We start from the raw sequence: 18,889 nt of genomic DNA, 5'->3' as shown, positions 1-18,889 counted from the left end.
AAACAATAATAAAAATGTTTGATTATAGAGCAAAAAACTACTTTTTACTTCTAGTATTACTATTTACCTCTTCTTTTTTGTTTTCTCAAAAATCTCCCAGAAAACCTGTAAAAGAAAAATATACCCCTTCCAGTCTTAAAGCAGGAGCATTTATAGATGTGAATGCCCCGTCTTATCCGGCTTCAGGGTATACGATCAGTGAATTGGTTAATAATGTTTTGATCAATGGAGGTTCCACCTGTGGAACAAGTGGTGTTACCAATGTGACGGTTTCTCCTAACCAGGCCAATACCAATGCGGACAGGGTTTGGGGGTACTTCAATAAAGGAACCACAAACTTTCCTTTCGATGAAGGAATTGTTTTGGTAACGGGTGCAGCCAATAAAGCGGGAAATGCCTTAGAAGCCGGAACCCTGAATGACAGCCCGGGAACAGGGAGTGATCCTGATCTGGTAGCAGCGATTAACCCTCTGGCCACTCTTTACGATGCGGTTGCCATTGAATTTGACTTCGTTCCGAACAGTAACCAGGTAAAATTTAATTATCTTTTTGCTTCTGAGGAATATACTTCCACTTTCCCGTGCGGAAACTATTCCGATGGTTTTGCCCTATTATTAAAAAAAGTGGGAGACCCCACCTATACCAATCTCGCTATTTTACCGGGAGGGGCAGGTCCTGTGAGCGTAACGAATATAGTACCTTCCAATTATTCTTGCGGTCCTATCAATGCTCAGTATTTTGCAGGACAGAATACCACCAATATTGAAACTAATTTTAACGGAAGAACGATTCCTTTAACTGCTGTTGCGGATGTAGTACCCGGAGAAATGTACCATTTCAAAATGGTATTGGCGGATGCTTCGGATTCAAGCTACAATTCTGCAGTTTTTATTGAAGGAGGTTCTTTTGATATAGGAACTAAAATTGTAGATGGAAATGGAGTAGTCTTACCGGATACGCTGAATGTCTGTGATAATGTACCGCAAACTTTAGTTGCGCAGGCGGGAACAGTCCCGGGAATGACTTTTCAGTGGTTTTAAGATGGAGTTCCGATTCCGGGAGCCACTTCTGCCACCTATGTTGCTACCCAGCCGGGCGTGTATGAAGTACAGGTTACGGTGCCTGGAAATCAATGTCCGGGTACAGCTACGATTACTATTGTAGGAGGAACAACACCGGCAGCACAAAATGCGAGTTTGCAGCTTTGTACCACCCCGACTCTTACAACCTTTGACTTAAATGACGCGATGCCGTCTATCAGTACAACCGCAGGAGCTGTATTTCATTTTTATGAAAATCAGGCGGATGCAGTCGCTCAGAATACCAACTATATCAACAATATTGCCAGCTATAATGGAAATGACGGACAGATTCTGTATGTGGTGGTTTCCAATGGAGCGTTCTGTAGTAAGATGGTACAGCTTACTTTAATTAAAGAAGATACCCCTGTGGCTCAGCTTACTCCTTCCAAAGTAAGGATTTGTGTAGGAGAATCCGTAGTTTTAACAGCGGCAGGAGGAGTAACTTATGAATGGGATAATAATTCGGGAACAGGAGCGACACAAACCGTTTCTCCGACTCAGACCACTACCTATTCCGTATATGCCATAGGAGCAAAAGGATGTAAATCACTGCAGCCTGCTACCGTTACCATCGAAGTAGTACCGGCAATTACCTCCGATCTTTCCGGGGGCATGATCTGTACGGGAGATCAGATTACCTTAGATGCAGGAAGCGGACCCGGATACGAATATGTCTGGAGTACGGGATCTACCACGCAGACCATTACGGTTGCTACGCCGGGTGTTTATACAGTGACTATCACCAATGGCGTTTGTTCCGAAACATATACTACGGAAGTGCTTCAGGCTATCATTCCTGAAATTGTAAAAGTGGATTATAATACTGATAGCGGTACAATGATCCTAACAGCCAGTAATCCGAGCAACGGACCGCTGGAGTATTCCGTTGATAATGGCGCCACATGGCAGTCTTCCAATATCTTCTCGAATGTTCCTAAAAATAAACTGATCTTTATAAGAGTAAGAGTTAAGAATACCAGCTGTGTAGGCTATCTTGAATACTTTACATTCAGTATGACAAATGTAATCACACCTAATGGGGATAATGTAAACGATATCATCGATTTCAGGGGAGTAAGCGATTATAAAAACTTTAAAGGAGTGGTTTATGACCGTTACGGAAGAGAAATATTTAAGGCGGATAAATCCAGACCTTACTGGGATGGTTATTTCCAGGGAAAAAAATTACCTACTGCTTCTTACTGGTATCAGATCACCTTTGAAGATCCGGCAAGCAAACAGCTCACTGTGAAAACAGGATGGATTTTACTAAAAAATAGAGAATAAATTATTATTAATATTTAAAAAGACCAGCAATTTGTTGGTCTTTTTTTATTTTTATCAGGAAATAAATTTGATATCTTAATGTAAATAAGTTTATATTAATTATAATGTAAATTGAAGAGGTTTAAATTTCAATTAAAAAAAATAGTATTTTTGTTTAAAATAATACAAAAATGTTAAATAGGAGAACAAGAAGTTTACTATTAGCTTTATTTTCGGTTCTTATATGTAATATCGCCTTTTCTCAGACAAGAGAAAGAGCCAGGGTTACGGAAAAATCAACTTCCCAGACTATGAAAGCCGGTGCTTTTATAGATGTAAATGCTGCCGGTTATCCGGAAACCAATTACAGTATTACACAGCTTGTGAAAGATGTTCTTATTGCAGGAGGATCCGTATGTGCAACATCGAGTGTGAGTAATGTAGTGGTATCACCTAATATAGGAGTAAATGATCAGACAAGAAGCTGGGGGTATTTTAATAAAGGAACCACCAATTTTCCATTTGACAAAGGGATTATCCTTACTACGGGATTTGCCCGGAAAGCCGGAAACTCTTTTCAGGGGTCTACTTTAAGTGATGCCCTGCAGCCTTCTGTAGGAGATCAGGATCTGGCTGATGCTTTGGGAGTTGCGAACAGCTCATTAAAAGATGCTGCTTATATAGAATTTGATTTTGTACCTACTTCTACGGAAGTTACCTTCAGATATCTTTTTGCATCAGAGGAATATTCCAATAACTTTCCGTGCAGTATTTCGGACGGATTTGCTTTATTGCTGAAAAAAGCAGGAGATCCCACTTATACCAATCTAGCGGTTTTACCCAATGGAGCAGGTCCTGTGAGTGTTACGAATATTGTTCCTGCCAATTATAGCTGTGGACCTAAAAATGCACAGTATTTTGGGGGGCAGAATACCAACTCCATCGAAACTAATTTCAACGGACGTACAGTGCCGTTAACTGCTCAGGCTACCGTTATTCCAGGGCAGACGTATCATTTTAAAATGGTGTTAGCCGATTATCAGGATTCCAATTATGATTCAGGTGTTTTCTTAGAAGCCGGATCATTTGATATTGGGGTTCAGATTCTGGATCCTGCGGGTGTAGCTCTTCCTTCATCTATTAATGTGTGTGACAATCAGCCTCAGACATTATCAGCTTCGGCTCAGATTCCGAATGCTACTTTCCAGTGGTTATTTAATAATACTCCTATTCAGGGAGCAACGAGTTCAACTTATGTAGCGACACAGCCTGGTGTTTATACCGTGGAAGTTACCATTCCGGGGAACAGCTGTCCGGGAACGGCAAGTGTGACTATCGTGGGAGGGACTTCCCCGACGGTTCAGAATGCAACCCTCACGGCCTGTTATGCCGCAGGGAATGCTACATTTAATTTACCGTTAGCCAATGGAGCGATCAGTTCCACTCCGGGAGCTACTTTTGATTATTATCTGACTCAGGCGGATGCTAATGCCGGAAACGCGAATACCATTCCCAATCCTACTACTTTTCAAAGTGCCGGAAATCAGACCCTATATGTTCTGGTCAGAAACGGATTTTGTTCAAAGGTTGCCCAGCTTCAATTGATTAAGGCACCTCAGATGACGGCAACTATTGCTGCGCCTCCTACTTTAACGTGTACCAATTCCCAGGCAACGCTTGATGCTACGGGATCTATTTATCCTGCTGGTGCTACCTTTAGCTGGACTACCACTAATGGAAGCATACTTTCAGGAGATAATACCTTAACACCGGTGGTGAACCAGGGAGGTATCTATACTTTAACGATTACCTATGTTTATCAGCCCGGAAATGTGAGTTGTACCGCTACGGCAAACGTTACGGTATTGGGAGATAGTGCACCTCCTACTACAGGGCTTACAGCATCTAAAATACTTATTTGTGCCGGTGAATCCGTTACGCTTACCGCTAGTGGTGGAGCGACTTACACCTGGCAGGGATTAACCGGAACCGGAAATACACAGGTGGTTACTCCAACTACGACCACCACTTATACTGTAACTGCAATAGGTGTTAATGGGTGTCCATCTCAGACTGCGGCTACCATCACTATTGAAGTTTCACAGCCTATCACGGTACAGAATGCCAGTCTTATTCAATGTTATCAGCCTGGTGGTGCGATCTATGACTTAACATCCGCTCAGGGACAGATTACGACGGTTACCACAGGGGTAACTTTTGATTATTATCTGACTCAGGCTGATGCCAACGCCGGAAATGCCAACACCATCCCCAATCCGACTGCTTTTCAGAGTACCGGAAACCAAACCATTTATGTATTGGTGAAAAACGGAGGATGTAGCTATGTGGTTACTCTTCAATTATCAGCAACACCGGAAACGACCTTAACAATCGCGCCACCGTCAAGCAGTATCACTTGTAATACTCCTCAGATAACATTAAATGCTTCCGCATCCGTAGTTCCTACAGGTTCAACGATTACCTGGACCACTACAGGAGGAAATATAGTTTCAGGAGGAAATACGCTGACGCCGGTAGTGGATGCCGGAGGAACCTATACTTTAACGGTTACTAATGTATCGCAGCCCGGAAACGTGAGCTGTACTTACACGGCTACGGTAACAGTTGTTCAGGATAACGCCCCTCCAGTGGCAGCGGTAACTTCATCTCAACCTCAGATTTGTGACGGGGAGTCCGTTACGTTAACAGCTTCGGGAGGAGCTACCTATAACTGGGTAGGGCTGCCCGGAACCGGAAGTACCCAAACAGTTTCTCCTTCTGTTACCACAACCTATACGGTATATGCAGTGGGAGCTAACGGTTGTGTTTCTACGAATCCTGCAACAGTGACCGTGATCGTAGGGCCGCCAATTGCAGTGATAGCAGCTTCAAAAACCAAAATATGTGTGGGGGAATCTGTTACATTAACGGCATCAGGAGGATTTACTTACAGCTGGGTTGGTTTGACGGGGAATGGTAATACACAGGTTGTATCTCCTACCACTACGACCACTTATTCCGTATATGCTTTGGGAGGAAACGGATGTAGCTCTATTGATCCGGCTACTGTTACCATCGAAGTGGTTCCTGCTATTACTTCTATCCTTGAGGATGTGTATGTCTGTGCAGGTGACTTTGGAATTTTAGATGCAGGAAATACTCCTGGATATACCTATTTATGGAGTACAGGGGCAACAACGCCGACGATCTCAACCAATGTTCCAGGAACATATACCGTAACGATCAGTAACGGGACATGTTCAAAAGTATTTACGGCTCAGTTATTAAATCCTGATCTGCCTGAATTTATTAATATTACGTATGCAGATCATACGTTAACCATATCGGCAACCAACCCTACCGGAGGAATACTGGAGTATTCCATTGACGGGGGAGTTACATGGCAGACCTCCAATATATTTTATAACGTATTGGATAATACGAATTATAATTTAAGATTGAGAGCCAAAGAGGCTAAATGTAGCAATGGAATGGATTATTATACCTTCATGGTCCGCAATGTGATCACTCCGAATCAGGATGGTATTAACGATGTGATAGATTTCTCAGGAATCAGCGGGTATAATAATTTTGCTGGATCCATCTTTAACAGATACGGACAGGAGATTTTTAAAGCGACCAAAACAAATACGGTCTGGAAAGGTGAAATAAAAGGAATTAACCAGCCTACTGCTACCTATTGGTATAAAGTTCAATGGGAGAACCCGGCGAGTAAAAAGCTGGAGGTCCGGACCGGCTGGATACTGTTAAAAAATAGAAATTAATAATAAAGTCCCCAAATCCGGGGACTTTATTATTTAACATAAAAAAAGGAAATATGTGTGTAATATGTTTAAAAAAAAATTAAATTTGTTGAAACAAAAATATTATGCGAAGATATCTACCGTTTTTTCTATTTTTTCTAATTACTTCCAATTTTTATCATTCTCAAAATATTCCACCACGAAAGCCTCAGAAAGAAAAGGGATCTGCATTAACCATGAAAGCAGGTGCTTTTATTGATGTAAATGCTGCAGGATATAATGAATCGGCCTATACGATAGACCAGCTGGTAAAAGATGTATTGATTTCATCAGGAACCAATTCCTGTGTTACCCCGAATGTTACCAATATTCAGGTAAGCCCGAATTTACCCGCTTCTGATAATAACAGATCGTGGGGATATTTTCACAGAGGGACCACCAACTTTCCTTTTAAAGATGGAATTGTATTATCTACGGGATATGTAAATAAATCAGGAAATGATTATATCAGCAGTACGTTGGGTGATAACCTCTCCACAGGAAGTGATCCTGACCTGGTGGCTGCTACTAACCCTTCCGTTTCGTTAAACGATGCGGTTATTCTGGAATTTGACTTTGTACCGACTTCTTCCCAGGTGAAATTTAATTATTTATTTGCCTCTGAAGAATATACCGGATCTTTCCCATGCAGCTACTCTGATGCATTCGCATTGCTATTGAGACCTGTAGCAGGGGGACCTTATACGAATATGGCTGTTTTGCCCAATGGTGCAGGGCCGGTGAGTGTGACCAATATCCACCCGGATACGCAATTCGGGGGAGGATCACTAAGCTGTGGATCAGTGAATGATATGTATTTTGGCGGTTATAATACGGCAGCCATTGAAACCAACTATAACGGGAGAACCGTTCCTCTTACGGCTACTGCTACGGTAGTTCCGGGCCAGGCTTATCATTTTAAGATGGTTTTGGCAGATGCGATTGACAGCAGCTATGACTCTGCTGTATTTCTGGAAGGAGGATCATTTAATATTGGCGTAGAGCTTTTAGATAATGCAGGAGCTACTTTACCACCGGAGATCAATGTTTGTGATAATGTTCCTCAGGTGCTTACGGCCTCTGTAAGTGCTCCGAATGTTACCTATCAGTGGTATCTGAATGGTACGGTGATTAATGGTGCTACTGCTAATTCCTATACGGCTACACAGCCCGGAGTTTATGAAATCGAAGTAATGGTTCCCGGAAATCCTTGTCCGGGTAAAGCTTCCATAGAGATTCATGGAGGAGAAACACCGGTGGCACAGGATGCTACCTATTTGCTCTGTAGTACACCGGATATTACCACTTTTGATCTGAATGATACCATGCCGCTGCTGAGTACCACGCCGGGAGCTATATTTCATTTCTATGAAGACCAGGCAGATGCTCTTGCCCAGAATACGAACTATATCACCAATATTTCCAATTATATGGGAAATGACGGTCAGATCTTATATGTAGTAGTTTCTAACGGTGGATTTTGTAGTCAGATAGTGGAATTAACACTTCAAAAAGAAGTAACTCCTACCGTAGATGTAGTTTCTTCAAGCTTAAAAATATGCCCGGGAGAATCTGTGGATCTTACGGCAACAGGTGGTGTTACCTATTTATGGAATAACTTTCCGGGAACAGGGAATACACAGACTGTTACGTTATATCAGACGACCACGTTTACAGTTTACGCAATAGGGCAGAAAGGATGTCAGTCTTTGCAGCCTGCAACCATTACGGTAGAAGTGGTTCCTGAAATTACTTCTCCTTTGGCAGATGTTGAAATGTGTACAGGAGACCGGATTACTTTAGATGCGGGAGCGGGGCCTAATTATACCTACTTATGGAGTACGGGGGCAACTACCCAGACCATTGATGTGGATCAGTTGGGTATTTACACGGTGACTATTGATAACGGATATTGTACAAAAGTGTTTACGGCTAAAGTGATGGCAGCTGCCACTCCGTTTATTTCCGGTATTAATTACGATAACAATAACACCTTGACATTAACTGCCGAAAATCCACCTATCAATAATATTCAGGGAAGTCTGGAATATTCGATAGACGGAGGGCTTACATGGCAGACCTCAAATGTATTCACAGGTCTTATCAATAATACCAATTATAATATTCAGGTAAGAGTACAGGGAACGCATTGTGTGGGTGCTTTGGAATTCTTTACGCTGTATATCAATAATATTATTACCCCGAACCAGGATGGAATCAATGATGTGATTGATCTTTCGGCAGTGGGGAATTTTACCAACTTCACAGGTTCTATTTATGACCGCTATGGAGTGGAAATGTTTAGATTTACGAAAGAAAAACCTGTCTGGGACGGAACAGTAGGAGGGAAAAGACTTCCTACAGCTACTTACTGGTATAAATTTAATTATCAGTTTAATAAATCCAAAACCCAATTGAACCGCTCAGGATGGATCATGCTTAAAAACAGGGAATAATAATAGCATATAAAAAGAAAAACCTCTCAAACTTGAGAGGTTTTTTTTATTTGTTTTCTTTCCAGAGCTGGGTAAATTCTATGAAGTCCTGAACACTCAGTTCTTCGGCTCTTTTATCTAAAAATTCGTGGGTTTTTAAAGCTTCCGGAATATTGAGGACCTTCAAGGCATTGGAAAGTTTTTTACGTCTTTGGTTAAAACCTGCTTTGACAATTTGCTTGAAAAGAATTTCGTTCCCTGCCAGGCCTTCTTTGGGATTTCTTATCAGTTTTATAACTCCTGATTTAACTTTCGGAGGAGGATTGAACACATTTTCGTGAACGGTAAATAAATAAGATACATCATAATAAGCCTGCACCAGTACGGAAAGGATTCCGTAGTCCTTGGTTCTCGGGACGGAGGCTGTTCGTTCTGCGACTTCTTTCTGGAACATTCCGACCATTTCCGGAATAAGCTCATAATGATCGATAATCTTAAATAAAATCTGAGAAGAAATATTATAAGGAAAGTTTCCGATAATGGCGATCTGCTCGCCGTTTATAAAATTAAAATCCTGTTTCAGAAAATCACCTACAAAAGTCTCTTCGGTAATTTTCGGATAATTGTTTTTTAAATATTCGATAGATTCCTGATCTATTTCCGCCAGAAAAACGGATTCATCTTTCTCCAGAAGATATTTGGTAAGAACTCCCATTCCGGGTCCTACTTCCATGACGTTGTGATAGTTTTCCCGGGAGAGACCTTCAACGATTTTTCTTGCGATATTTTCATCTGTTAAAAAGTGTTGTCCCAGATGTTTTTTTGCCTTTACACTCAATGTTTTTTATGATTTTGTTAACAATGATTTTCCTTATTTCGTCCCAAATTTCGGAAGTTTTTTTCTATTTTAGCCAAAAATTTTAATATTAATGGCTAAATCTGTAGATGAATTTAATAAGAAAAGGCTTCGGTCCAGCAATATTACTGTCGTAATAAGTATTGCCTTAGTGTTATTTTTATTAGGATTAATGGGGCTTATATTGATTAATGCCCAGAAATATTCTGATTATATCAAAGAACAATTAGTGGTAAACGCTTACTTTGATGAAAACTATGACGCAAAGGACTCCATGAAAATTGCAAAACAGGAACAGGAAGCTTTCAAAAAAATACAGACTTTGGCTCCCGTAAAAAGGGCTACCTATATTTCCCGTGAAATGGCTGCTAAAGAGGCTAAGAAAAGTATGGGTATCGATAGTGATGCTTTGTTTGAAGAAAATATTTTTCCATCTTCTATTGAAGTGGCATTAAAACCGGAATATGTAGATCCTGCAAAAATAGATGAAGCCATTAAAGTGTTGAAATCTGTTCCGGGTATCGTGGATGTTAAAAATGACAGCACCCTGATGGTGGATGTTTATAACAACCTGAACAGGATCTTACGATGGATACTTGGTTTTTCCGTTTTATTTCTCGTATTGGCCGTTGTGCTTATTAATAATTCAATTCGTCTGAAAATATTCTCCAAAAGGTTTATTATTAAAACCATGCAGTTGGTGGGAGCTAAGAGAAGATTTATCTTAAAACCGTTCATCATTGAAGCTGTTGTGCTTGGTATAATAGGTTCGGTAATCGGGCTTCTCGCACTTTTCGGAGTATGGTACTATTTTACCAATGCTATCGGTTCATCCTTTGTACAGGACAACCAGCAGTATATCTGGCTTGTTCTGCTGATACTGGGAGTAGGTGTTTTCATTACCGTATTAAGTACTGTAATAGCAACCTGGAGATTCTTGAGAACAAGTGTAGATGACTTATATTATTCTTAGAAAATGAGCAAAAAAACAAATAAATTTTCCGCTGCCAACTTTGGTAAAGAGACGGAAACGCCAAAAGCCAATACCTTCTATTTCGGACAGGAGAACTTTAAATGGATGCTGATAGGGCTTGCATTTATCGTAGTCGGGTTTCTTTTAATGATGGGATCTGATGCCAATACCGTAGACGGGAAATATGATCCCAATTCATGGAATGACGGAATATTCTCTATCCGAAGAATCCGGATTGCTCCTTTATTTGTTGTTATAGGCTTTGTAATAGAAGGCTACGCAATTCTTAAAAAGAAATAAAAACACACACTAAAATTATTCAGATCTTTTTTTAATGGATTTAATTAAAGCAATTATTATTGCAATAGTAGAAGGACTTACAGAATATTTACCGATATCTTCTACCGCCCATATGGGGTTTACCGCCAGTTTAATGGGGTTACACGATGATGAATTTTTAAAAATGTTCCAGGTTTCCATACAGTTTGGTGCCATTCTATCTGTGGTAGTGGCTTACTGGAAAAAGTTTTTTGATTTCAGCAACCTGCAGTTTTATTATAAATTAGCTTTTGCCGTTGTTCCTGCCTTAATTCTGGGCTATTTATTTGATGATAAAATAGAAGCCGTGCTCGGAAATCAGATTGCGATTTCTTCAGTACTTGTATTAGGAGGTGTCGTCTTATTGTTTGCCGATAAATGGTTTAAGAATCCGGTTATTGATGATGAAAAAGGAATCTCCATCAGGAAAGCGATAACGATTGGTTTCTGGCAATGTCTGGCGATGATGCCGGGAACAAGTAGAAGTGCCGCTTCCATTATAGGGGGAATGACGCAGGGATTAACAAGAAAGGCAGCTGCTGAATTTTCATTCTTCCTTGCTGTTCCGACAATGCTTGCCGTTACCGTATATTCCGTTTTTCTCAAAACGTGGGGAAAGGAAACAGGAAACCCTCAAAAAGGTTATGAAATGATTCTTGAATCGCAGGACCATATCATGATCTTTATCGTAGGAAATGTAGTGGCATTTATTGTAGCTCTTATTGCTATTAAAGCTTTTATCGGTGTTTTAAATAAATATGGTTTTAAGCCTTGGGGCTGGTACCGTATTTTTGTGGGCGTTGCTTTACTGATTTACTTTTACTTTTTTCAATAAAATTTCCCTATCGTATGACAGCTGAAAACGTGTTGGAAGGCCACATTTTTTTATTGGACAAACCTTTGGATTGGACTTCATTTCAGGCTGTCAATAAAATGAAATATAAACTTAAAAGAGAATTTAATCTTCCCAAAAAGTTTAAGATAGGACATGCCGGAACATTAGATCCGAGGGCAACAGGTCTTCTGATCATATGCAGCGGTAAGTTCACGAAAAAAATACCCGAAATTCAGGACGCACCCAAAGAATACTGGACAGAAATTAAAATAGGGGTTCAGACAGAAAGCTATGATACGGAAAAACCGGAAATCCTTCCTCAGGATATTTCCCATATTTCAGAAGCAGATGTTATAGAAAGTTTAAATAAATTTGTTGGAGAAATAGAACAGAAGCCACCTGTTTTTTCGGCCATTAAAATAGATGGTAAAAGGGCTTATAATCTGGCGAGAGCCGGAGAAGAAGTGGAGATGAAATCCAGAAAGACCACCCTATTTTATATTGAAGATATTAAAATCAATTTTCCTTACGTAAGCTTTTTAGTGGGATGCTCCAAAGGAACTTATATCCGGAGTTTAGCACATGATATCGGGCAGGACCTTGGAGTCGGAGCCTATCTCACACAATTAAGACGTACGAAAATAGGAGAATACAGCATAGAAAATGCAACCGCAGAATTTTTAGAAAATGATTACAGGTTTGAAAATCTGTAAATTGGAAATTCCAGGGTTTTTATCATAAAGTTACAGGCTTATATCATCAGATTGAATGGAAAAGACACGTATCAATAAGTATTTATCCGAAGTGGGATACTGCTCAAGAAGGGCAGCTGATAAGCTTTTGGAAGAAGGCAGGATAAAAATTAATGGTAAGGTTCCTGAGTTAGGAACAAAGGTTTCTGATGAAGATGTGGTGGAAGTAGACGGAAAACCTATTCGCGAACCACAGGAAAAGCACGTATACATAGCGTTTAATAAGCCTGTGGGAATCGTTTGTACGACGGATACCAAGCGGGAAAAAAATAATATTGTAGATTACATCAACCATCCCAAAAGAATATTTCCGATAGGGAGGCTGGATAAACCCAGTGAAGGTCTTATTCTTCTGACAAGTGACGGAGATATCGTCAATAAAATTCTGAGATCCCGTAATAATCACGGAAAGGAATACCTGGTAAGGGTAGATAAGCCTATTACTCCCAAATTCCTTGATAAAATGAGAAACGGAGTTCCTATTTTAGATACCGTCACGAAAAAATGTGAAGTGGAAAAAATAGATGAGATGAATTTCCGTATTGTCCTTACACAGGGGCTCAACCGCCAGATCAGAAGAATGTGCGAATATTTGGGCTACGAAGTTAAAAAACTGAAGAGGATCCGTATCATGAATATCAAATTAGACCTTCCTGTTGGAAAGTGGAGGGATTTAACAGAAGAAGAACTTTCCTCCTTGAATAAGCTTTTATCGGATTCCAGTAAAACAGTGGATTGATTTATAACTCCCGATTCTCAGCTTTTCTCATTTAAGGTATAGTTTCATTTTTGTTTCATATTCAGGTTTCAGCTTAAGAAGTTTCCATATCTTTTTCTCATCAGGATTACTAATTCTGTAATACATTATCTTATCCGCAGAATATTTGAAATAGGGATGATTTTTCAGCCATTCTTCAGGAGCATCAGTTAAAGAATATCTGATAACATGGGATGAATTGAGAGTACAGACGGAAACAAGTTTTTTTGCCAGTTCCTTATCAATATTATAAGTACTTAAAATCTGCTCTTTGGTAACAAATCCGCCCAGTTTCTTTCTGAAACCGATTAAAGAGCCCGAACTTCTTTTGTCAAAGCCAAATTCTAAAAGCTGTTTATAAGTAATGGTATTCAGGTCAATAGCGGAGAAATCGGTTTTTTCCGGCTGGGCTTCCTGTTGAGGAGTTATGATAATGTGAGGCTGTAATTCCTTAAATTTCTCTGTGGAAATCACAAAACATTGTTGAATATCCGCTAAATTTTTAAATCTTCCTTTGAGGTTTTTATCACGATAATTAACAATTACTTTCGCCTGGTTCAGCGTGAATCCAAGAGATTGCCAGCCTTCGATATCCAATGTGTTGGGATCAAAAGAAGAATGTTGTTTTTTATATTTCTCTTTGCTTTCTGGCTGTGGGCTTTTATCCGGCAACAGAAGATAAGGAGCCAGTTTTTGATAATTTTCATCACTGATGGTAAAGCATTCCCTGAATTTTTGTTTACTGATAAAGCTTCCTCCTAAATAGTTTTTATATTTAATGATAGACTGGGCCTGTCTTTCCGAGAAACCCAATTGTACCCAGTCATTTTGTGAATATTGATCAGGATTAAATTTTTTTGTAATACTTATCGTATGGTGGTTTCGGTATCCTGGACCCGATTCTTTGCCGGTGTCAGGAAGAAGAATATAAGAACTCAATTCATTAAACTTTTCTTCAGAAATGGAATAACATTTTTTAAGCTGTTCCTTAGAGACAAACTTTCCACCCAGTTTTTCCTTGTAATAAAGAATATTTTTGACCTGTTGACCGGAAAATCCCAGAGATTCCCATTGTTGGGCACTCAGACTGTTGGGATCAAAATCAGACAGGTTGAAGGTTTGAGGTGCGGAAATAAATTTCACCTCCGAAAAATCCTCATGAGAATTGGCTGTATATTGCTGGAAGGTATAAAAGCAAAGGAGAAGCACACCTAGAAATGCTGTTTTCCGGTAATAATTTTTTTTAATCATTTTGTAGTTTAATGATAAAAGTAAAAACTACAATTAAATGATTTTCAAAAACTTAATTAATTTAATGTTAAATTTTAAGAAGGATCCTGCTCACCTAAAGAATCTTTAAGCTTTAATAATTCGGCTTTTACAAATTCAAGACGGTCAATGAGGGAAATGGTTTCGGATATTTTACTGTTGGTCGTTAAAGCCACTCGGGCTCCGTCCAGGGTATATCCTTTCTCTTTTACCAGGTGATAAATTATTTTTAAGTTTTTAATATCTTCCGGAGTGAAGTACCGGTTTCCTTTTTTATTCTTTTTAGGTTTAATAATAGGAAATTCCTGTTCCCAATAGCGTATTAAAGAAGTATTTACATCAAAAGCTTTTGCTACTTCACCTATAGAATAATAAAGTTTATCGGGTAAATTAAATTTCATTTTTTTAATCCTAAAGCCCAAAGATAAAAGTTTTTTGAATTGTAAGCCAAATTTGAAAGATGAATTAGGTAGTAAACTGTTTCTGAAACAGAAGAACAAATGTTATCCGGCTGTTGAAACGGCTAGAAATTAGAATATTCTATTTATTTTAATAATTAATTATTAGTAAACTTTATATATTATTTAGTGATTACAATTTGTAAATTGCACATTTTAATCTGTATAAAATGAAAAATCTATTTCGGATTTCTTCAATTGGCTTACTATTAGTAGTAATAAATTGTAAATCCTTAAATAATAATGATATGTTTTATCATGATAAACAACCGGAAAAAGTATCGGATAAATTCAGCTTTACGGAGGGACCTGCTTCTGATAAGAAGGGGAATGTATATTTCACGGATCAGCCTAATGATAAAATTTACTATTGGGACTGGAGAGAAAATACTATTGTGGAGTTTTTAAGTAAAACGGGAAGGGCTAACGGTACTCACTTTGACAGGCATGATAACCTGATAACTTGTTCAGATCATCAGGGAGAGATCTGGAAAATATCAAAAGATAAAAAGGTAGAAGTTCTTACAAAACATGTGGAAGGGAAGAGGCTTAACGGTCCTAATGATTTATGGGTAGATAAACACGGAGGTATTTACTTCACTGATCCGCTTTATGAAAGGGATTACTGGGTGGATTTCAAGCAGGAAATTCCCCATAAAAGTTTGTATTATAGAAATAAAGAGGGAGAAGTTACCAAAATAGAAACCTTTATGCAGCCTAACGGAATTATAGGAAGTGAGAAATTTAAAAAATTATATGTTTCCGATATAGATGCCGGTAAAACCTATGTTTACGATATTCTTTCCGAAGGCAAGCTGTCAGAAAAGAAACTGTTTTGTGAAATGGGATCCGATGGGATGACTTTGGATAAGCATGGTAATCTTTATCTGACCGGAGATGGAGTTACGGTTTTTAATGCGGAAGGAAAAAAAATCAATCAGATACCCATACCGGAAGACTGGACTTCCAATGTTACTTTCGGGGGAGAAGATCATTCGGTTTTATTCATTACGGCATCTCAATCCGTTTATATTCTTCCAACTCGTGTGAAAGGAGTGAAATAATAAAATTTTATAAGATTTAATTAAAATGGGTATTTATTTAATATCCATTTTTTTTTTCATCTATTGGTTTTTATACTTTTTAAATAAATTTTATTTTAATATTTATAAATCATATTTTTTTATTATTAATGATTTTAATTTTTAATTATTGCTTTTATTCTATTTAAATGATCTGTTTTATTATTTTTTAATGATATTTTCATGATAATATTTAAATTTTTAATTATTTTAGTATCGGTTTTTTTAGAAGAATCTTTGAATTATCTGTAATCATTTAATAAAATAATACAAATATGAAAATTATTTTTACTCTTTTACTTCTCTGCCCTTTTCTGGGATATTCCCAATGGGCCAGGGCGGAACTGCATTCACGAAATGTGAAAAAATCACAGGAAAAATTAGAATTCAGAGCTTTATATACTCTTGATACGAATCAATTGAAACAAACATTAAAAAAAGCTCCGTCTGCCTCATCCAACACTAAGGGGGTGGTTGTTACTATTCCCGGTGCCGATGGGAAGCTGGAAAGATTTCAGGTATGGGAATTTTCCAATATGGCTCCCGAATTACAGGAAAAATATCCTGACATCCGGTCATATGTAGGAAAAGGAGTTGGAAATTCCAAATCCTATTTGCGTTTTAGCTTATCACCCGTAGGGTTTTCTTCAATGGTTACAAAACCGGAAGGTTCGGAATTTATTGAAGCCTATACGGAAGATAGAACCTTATATGCCGTTTCGGATTCCAGATCAAGAAAAAACAGGGAACCGGAACTTTTCGAATGTTTAACGGAAACACAGAAGAACTCGGTTGCAAAAAGTACAGCAAGTACCACTGCTAAGAAGGCAGCCGGATTCAATGTTTTCCGGCTGGCATTATCATGTACCGGAGAATATGCCCAGTATCATTTATCTGCGGCGGGAACACCCTCTACGGCTACGGATGCGCAAAAAAAAGCAGTGGTGTTAGCTGCTATGAATGCGACACTTACCCGTTTGAATTCCGTATTTGAAAAAGACCTTTCGCTGCATTTTAATCTTATTGCCAATAATGATGCTATTATATTTTTGAATCCTGCCAGTGATCCTTATTCTACTTCGGCCGGGCCTTACCAGGCTCAGACGGGAATTACTTCTGTAATTCCGGTTCAGAACTTTGATATGGGACATCTGCTGGATAAAAAGAATGCAAACGGAGCTGCAGGAGCTATCGGTGTACTTTGTAAAAATAATTCAAAGGCACAAGGCTGGACTGCTCATAATTTTCCTGAGGGTGATAAATTTGACATTGATTATGTAGCGCATGAAATGGGGCATCAGCTAGGTGCTAATCATACTTTTTCTTACGTTAACGCAAGTGAAACATCGCAATCCTTGGTAGAGCCGGGAAGTGGAAATACCATTATGGCCTATACGGGGATTATGGGAGGAAATGTAGATGTTCAGTTTAATTCATATGATTATTTTCACACTTATAATATCACTGAGATTAAAAACTATCTCAACACGGTAAGCTGTGGAGTAAATACACCCTTTACAATCGCTGCTCCCAGTATTGATGCAGGAGCAGATTATACCATTCCGAAATCCACTCCTTTTGTTTTAAAAGGAACTACTAACGATATCAATTCCAGCGCTTATACTTATTCTTGGGAGCAATTGGATTCAGGGGTTAGTCAAACCGGAGGGGTTAACTCATTGGCTTATCCTGCAAAACCTTCCGGCCCTACCTTTAAATCATTATTGCCTAAAACCGAGCCGGTAAGGTATTTTCCTGATTTTAATAAAGTGCTGGCCGGTGTTTTAAGTACCCGATGGGAATCTGTTTCCAGTGTCGGAAGAAATCTTAATTTTACATTAACGGTAAGAACCAATCATCCTACACAGCCGCAAACCAATAAAGATGAAACAGTAGTGACGGTTAATGCGGGTTCAGGCCCTTTTAAAGTTACGGCACCTGCATTTGGGCAATCTTGGAGCTCAGGGGGAACCTTTAATGTAACTTGGGATGTAGCCAATACCAATCAGGCACCTATATCAACCTCTTTGGTGAATATAAAATTATCTACGGACGGAGGCCAGACCTTTACAACCCTTGTGGCAGGTACGCCTAATGATGGAAGTGAGCAGGTGGTGATACCTGCAGGTTCAACGGCTTCCAATGCTTATATTCTGGTAGAAGCAGTGGGAAATATTTACTATGCGGTGAGCTCAAGCTTTGTGATTGATTATAATGTAACAGGAGAAAACTGTGCGGTTTATACTTACAGTGGTCCATCTGTCAATATAACGGACGGTCCGGGAGGAACGGCAATTTCTTCGCCAAGAGTAGAAGTCCCTTTGGTGGTGAATAATACAGGAGTAATTACAAAAATTAAGGTAACTCCGACAATTAGCCATTCTAACATTGGAGATTTGGCTGTAGGAATAGAAAGCCCGGCAGGTTCCTCTGCACTTTTATGGAGTCGTACCTGCAATAATTCTTCGGGTATTAATGCAATATTCAGTGATACTGGATCTAACTATGGCTGTGCTTCACCTGTTCAGGGAGAAGTGAAGCCCGATGAATCATTAAGTATATTCAAAGGACATTCAGCACAGGGAGAATGGAAATTGTTTGCTTCGGACAATTATCCTCAGAATGAAGGAAGCATTACATCATGGTCTTTAGAGGTATGTACCCGTGAAACACAAGCTTTGGGGCTTAATGAAACTCCCGGTCAGTATCTGGAAGATGATCTTAAAATTTATCCAAACCCAAGTGATGGTAATTTCTTTATCAAATCCAGAAATTTCCCTGGAGAAATAAAGGTAGTCATATATGATGCGAGTGGAAGGCTGGTACATTCTTCCAGTTACCAGCAGGATGGAGGAGAAAATACCCAGGCCTTTAACTTACAGGTAACTAAAGGGGTTTATCTGATAAATATAAATACACCTAAAGGTGTTTACAATAAAAAAATGATTATTAAATAAGGGAATATTATTAAATTGTAACGTATTACAACATGAATAAGGGTCA

Annotated in this window: 14 protein-coding genes; 11 read left to right on the top strand and 3 right to left on the bottom strand. The window is 39.0% G+C overall.

Annotation, left to right across the window (positions count from 1 at the left end; all coding sequences use genetic code 11):
- The first annotated feature begins 14 nt into the window (after positions 1-14).
- The 4 genes from ABJ974_RS10675 to ABJ974_RS10660 all read left to right on the top strand — a co-directional run bounded on the left by ABJ974_RS10675 (position 15) and on the right by ABJ974_RS10660 (position 8,607).
- Positions 15-1,040 carry a choice-of-anchor L domain-containing protein gene (locus ABJ974_RS10675; RefSeq protein WP_419868237.1) on the top strand — a complete coding sequence of 342 codons (1,026 nt, stop codon included), beginning with the start codon at positions 15-17 and terminating at the stop codon, positions 1,038-1,040.
- Positions 1,041-1,097: 57 nt separating this feature from the next.
- Complete coding sequence (locus ABJ974_RS10670) at positions 1,098-2,369, top strand: T9SS type B sorting domain-containing protein (RefSeq protein WP_419868236.1); 1,272 nt, start codon at positions 1,098-1,100, stop codon at positions 2,367-2,369.
- A gap of 170 nt (positions 2,370-2,539) precedes the next feature.
- On the top strand, positions 2,540-6,133 hold the full coding sequence (locus ABJ974_RS10665) for a choice-of-anchor L domain-containing protein (protein ID WP_419868235.1): 3,594 nt from the start codon (positions 2,540-2,542) through the stop codon (positions 6,131-6,133).
- Between the two features lie 104 nt (positions 6,134-6,237).
- A complete protein-coding gene (locus ABJ974_RS10660; protein WP_419868234.1) occupies positions 6,238-8,607 on the top strand; it encodes a choice-of-anchor L domain-containing protein in 2,370 nt (789 codons plus the stop codon).
- Between the two features lie 46 nt (positions 8,608-8,653).
- Here the strand turns inward: ABJ974_RS10660 and rsmA are convergent, their stop codons facing one another.
- A complete protein-coding gene (gene rsmA, locus ABJ974_RS10655) occupies positions 8,654-9,424 on the bottom strand; it encodes a 16S rRNA (adenine(1518)-N(6)/adenine(1519)-N(6))-dimethyltransferase RsmA (RefSeq protein WP_419868233.1) in 771 nt (256 codons plus the stop codon).
- A 91-nt stretch (positions 9,425-9,515) separates the two neighbouring features.
- Between rsmA and ABJ974_RS10650 the strand changes: the two genes are divergently transcribed.
- Genes ABJ974_RS10650 through rluF form a run of 5 tightly spaced genes read left to right on the top strand, consistent with a single transcriptional unit; the run spans position 9,516 to position 13,059 of the window.
- The gene (locus ABJ974_RS10650; protein ID WP_419868232.1) at positions 9,516-10,415 is read left to right on the top strand and encodes a cell division protein FtsX; all 900 of its coding nucleotides are present in this window, start codon (positions 9,516-9,518) and stop codon (positions 10,413-10,415) included.
- A 3-nt stretch (positions 10,416-10,418) separates the two neighbouring features.
- Positions 10,419-10,715 carry a DUF3098 domain-containing protein gene (locus ABJ974_RS10645; protein ID WP_419868231.1) on the top strand — a complete coding sequence of 99 codons (297 nt, stop codon included), beginning with the start codon at positions 10,419-10,421 and terminating at the stop codon, positions 10,713-10,715.
- A 34-nt stretch (positions 10,716-10,749) separates the two neighbouring features.
- Positions 10,750-11,568 carry an undecaprenyl-diphosphate phosphatase gene (locus ABJ974_RS10640; RefSeq protein WP_419868230.1) on the top strand — a complete coding sequence of 273 codons (819 nt, stop codon included), beginning with the start codon at positions 10,750-10,752 and terminating at the stop codon, positions 11,566-11,568.
- Positions 11,569-11,582: 14 nt separating this feature from the next.
- Complete coding sequence (gene truB, locus ABJ974_RS10635) at positions 11,583-12,281, top strand: tRNA pseudouridine(55) synthase TruB (RefSeq protein ID WP_419868229.1); 699 nt, start codon at positions 11,583-11,585, stop codon at positions 12,279-12,281.
- Positions 12,282-12,336: 55 nt separating this feature from the next.
- Positions 12,337-13,059: a 23S rRNA pseudouridine(2604) synthase RluF gene (gene rluF, locus ABJ974_RS10630; protein ID WP_419868228.1), complete on the top strand. Its 723-nt coding sequence runs from the start codon at positions 12,337-12,339 to the stop codon at positions 13,057-13,059.
- Positions 13,060-13,086: 27 nt separating this feature from the next.
- Here the strand turns inward: rluF and ABJ974_RS10625 are convergent, their stop codons facing one another.
- Together ABJ974_RS10625 and ABJ974_RS10620 are read right to left on the bottom strand one after the other, a co-directional pair.
- A complete protein-coding gene (locus ABJ974_RS10625) occupies positions 13,087-14,328 on the bottom strand; it encodes a hypothetical protein (RefSeq protein ID WP_419868227.1) in 1,242 nt (413 codons plus the stop codon).
- 74 nt (positions 14,329-14,402) lie between these two features.
- A complete protein-coding gene (locus ABJ974_RS10620; protein WP_419868226.1) occupies positions 14,403-14,747 on the bottom strand; it encodes a MerR family transcriptional regulator in 345 nt (114 codons plus the stop codon).
- 305 nt (positions 14,748-15,052) lie between these two features.
- Here ABJ974_RS10620 and ABJ974_RS10615 point away from each other — a divergent pair, with 305 nt between their 5' ends.
- Positions 15,053-15,868: an SMP-30/gluconolactonase/LRE family protein gene (locus ABJ974_RS10615; protein ID WP_419868225.1), complete on the top strand. Its 816-nt coding sequence runs from the start codon at positions 15,053-15,055 to the stop codon at positions 15,866-15,868.
- A 293-nt stretch (positions 15,869-16,161) separates the two neighbouring features.
- The gene (locus tag ABJ974_RS10610; protein WP_419868224.1) at positions 16,162-18,843 is read left to right on the top strand and encodes a reprolysin-like metallopeptidase; all 2,682 of its coding nucleotides are present in this window, start codon (positions 16,162-16,164) and stop codon (positions 18,841-18,843) included.
- Positions 18,844-18,889: the final 46 nt, after the last annotated feature.

The sequence above is a fragment of the Chryseobacterium sp. CT-SW4 genome (assembly GCF_048572715.1).
Taxonomy (GTDB): Bacteria; Bacteroidota; Bacteroidia; order Flavobacteriales; family Weeksellaceae; genus Chryseobacterium.
This window is presented reverse-complemented; position numbering and strand designations above follow the sequence as displayed.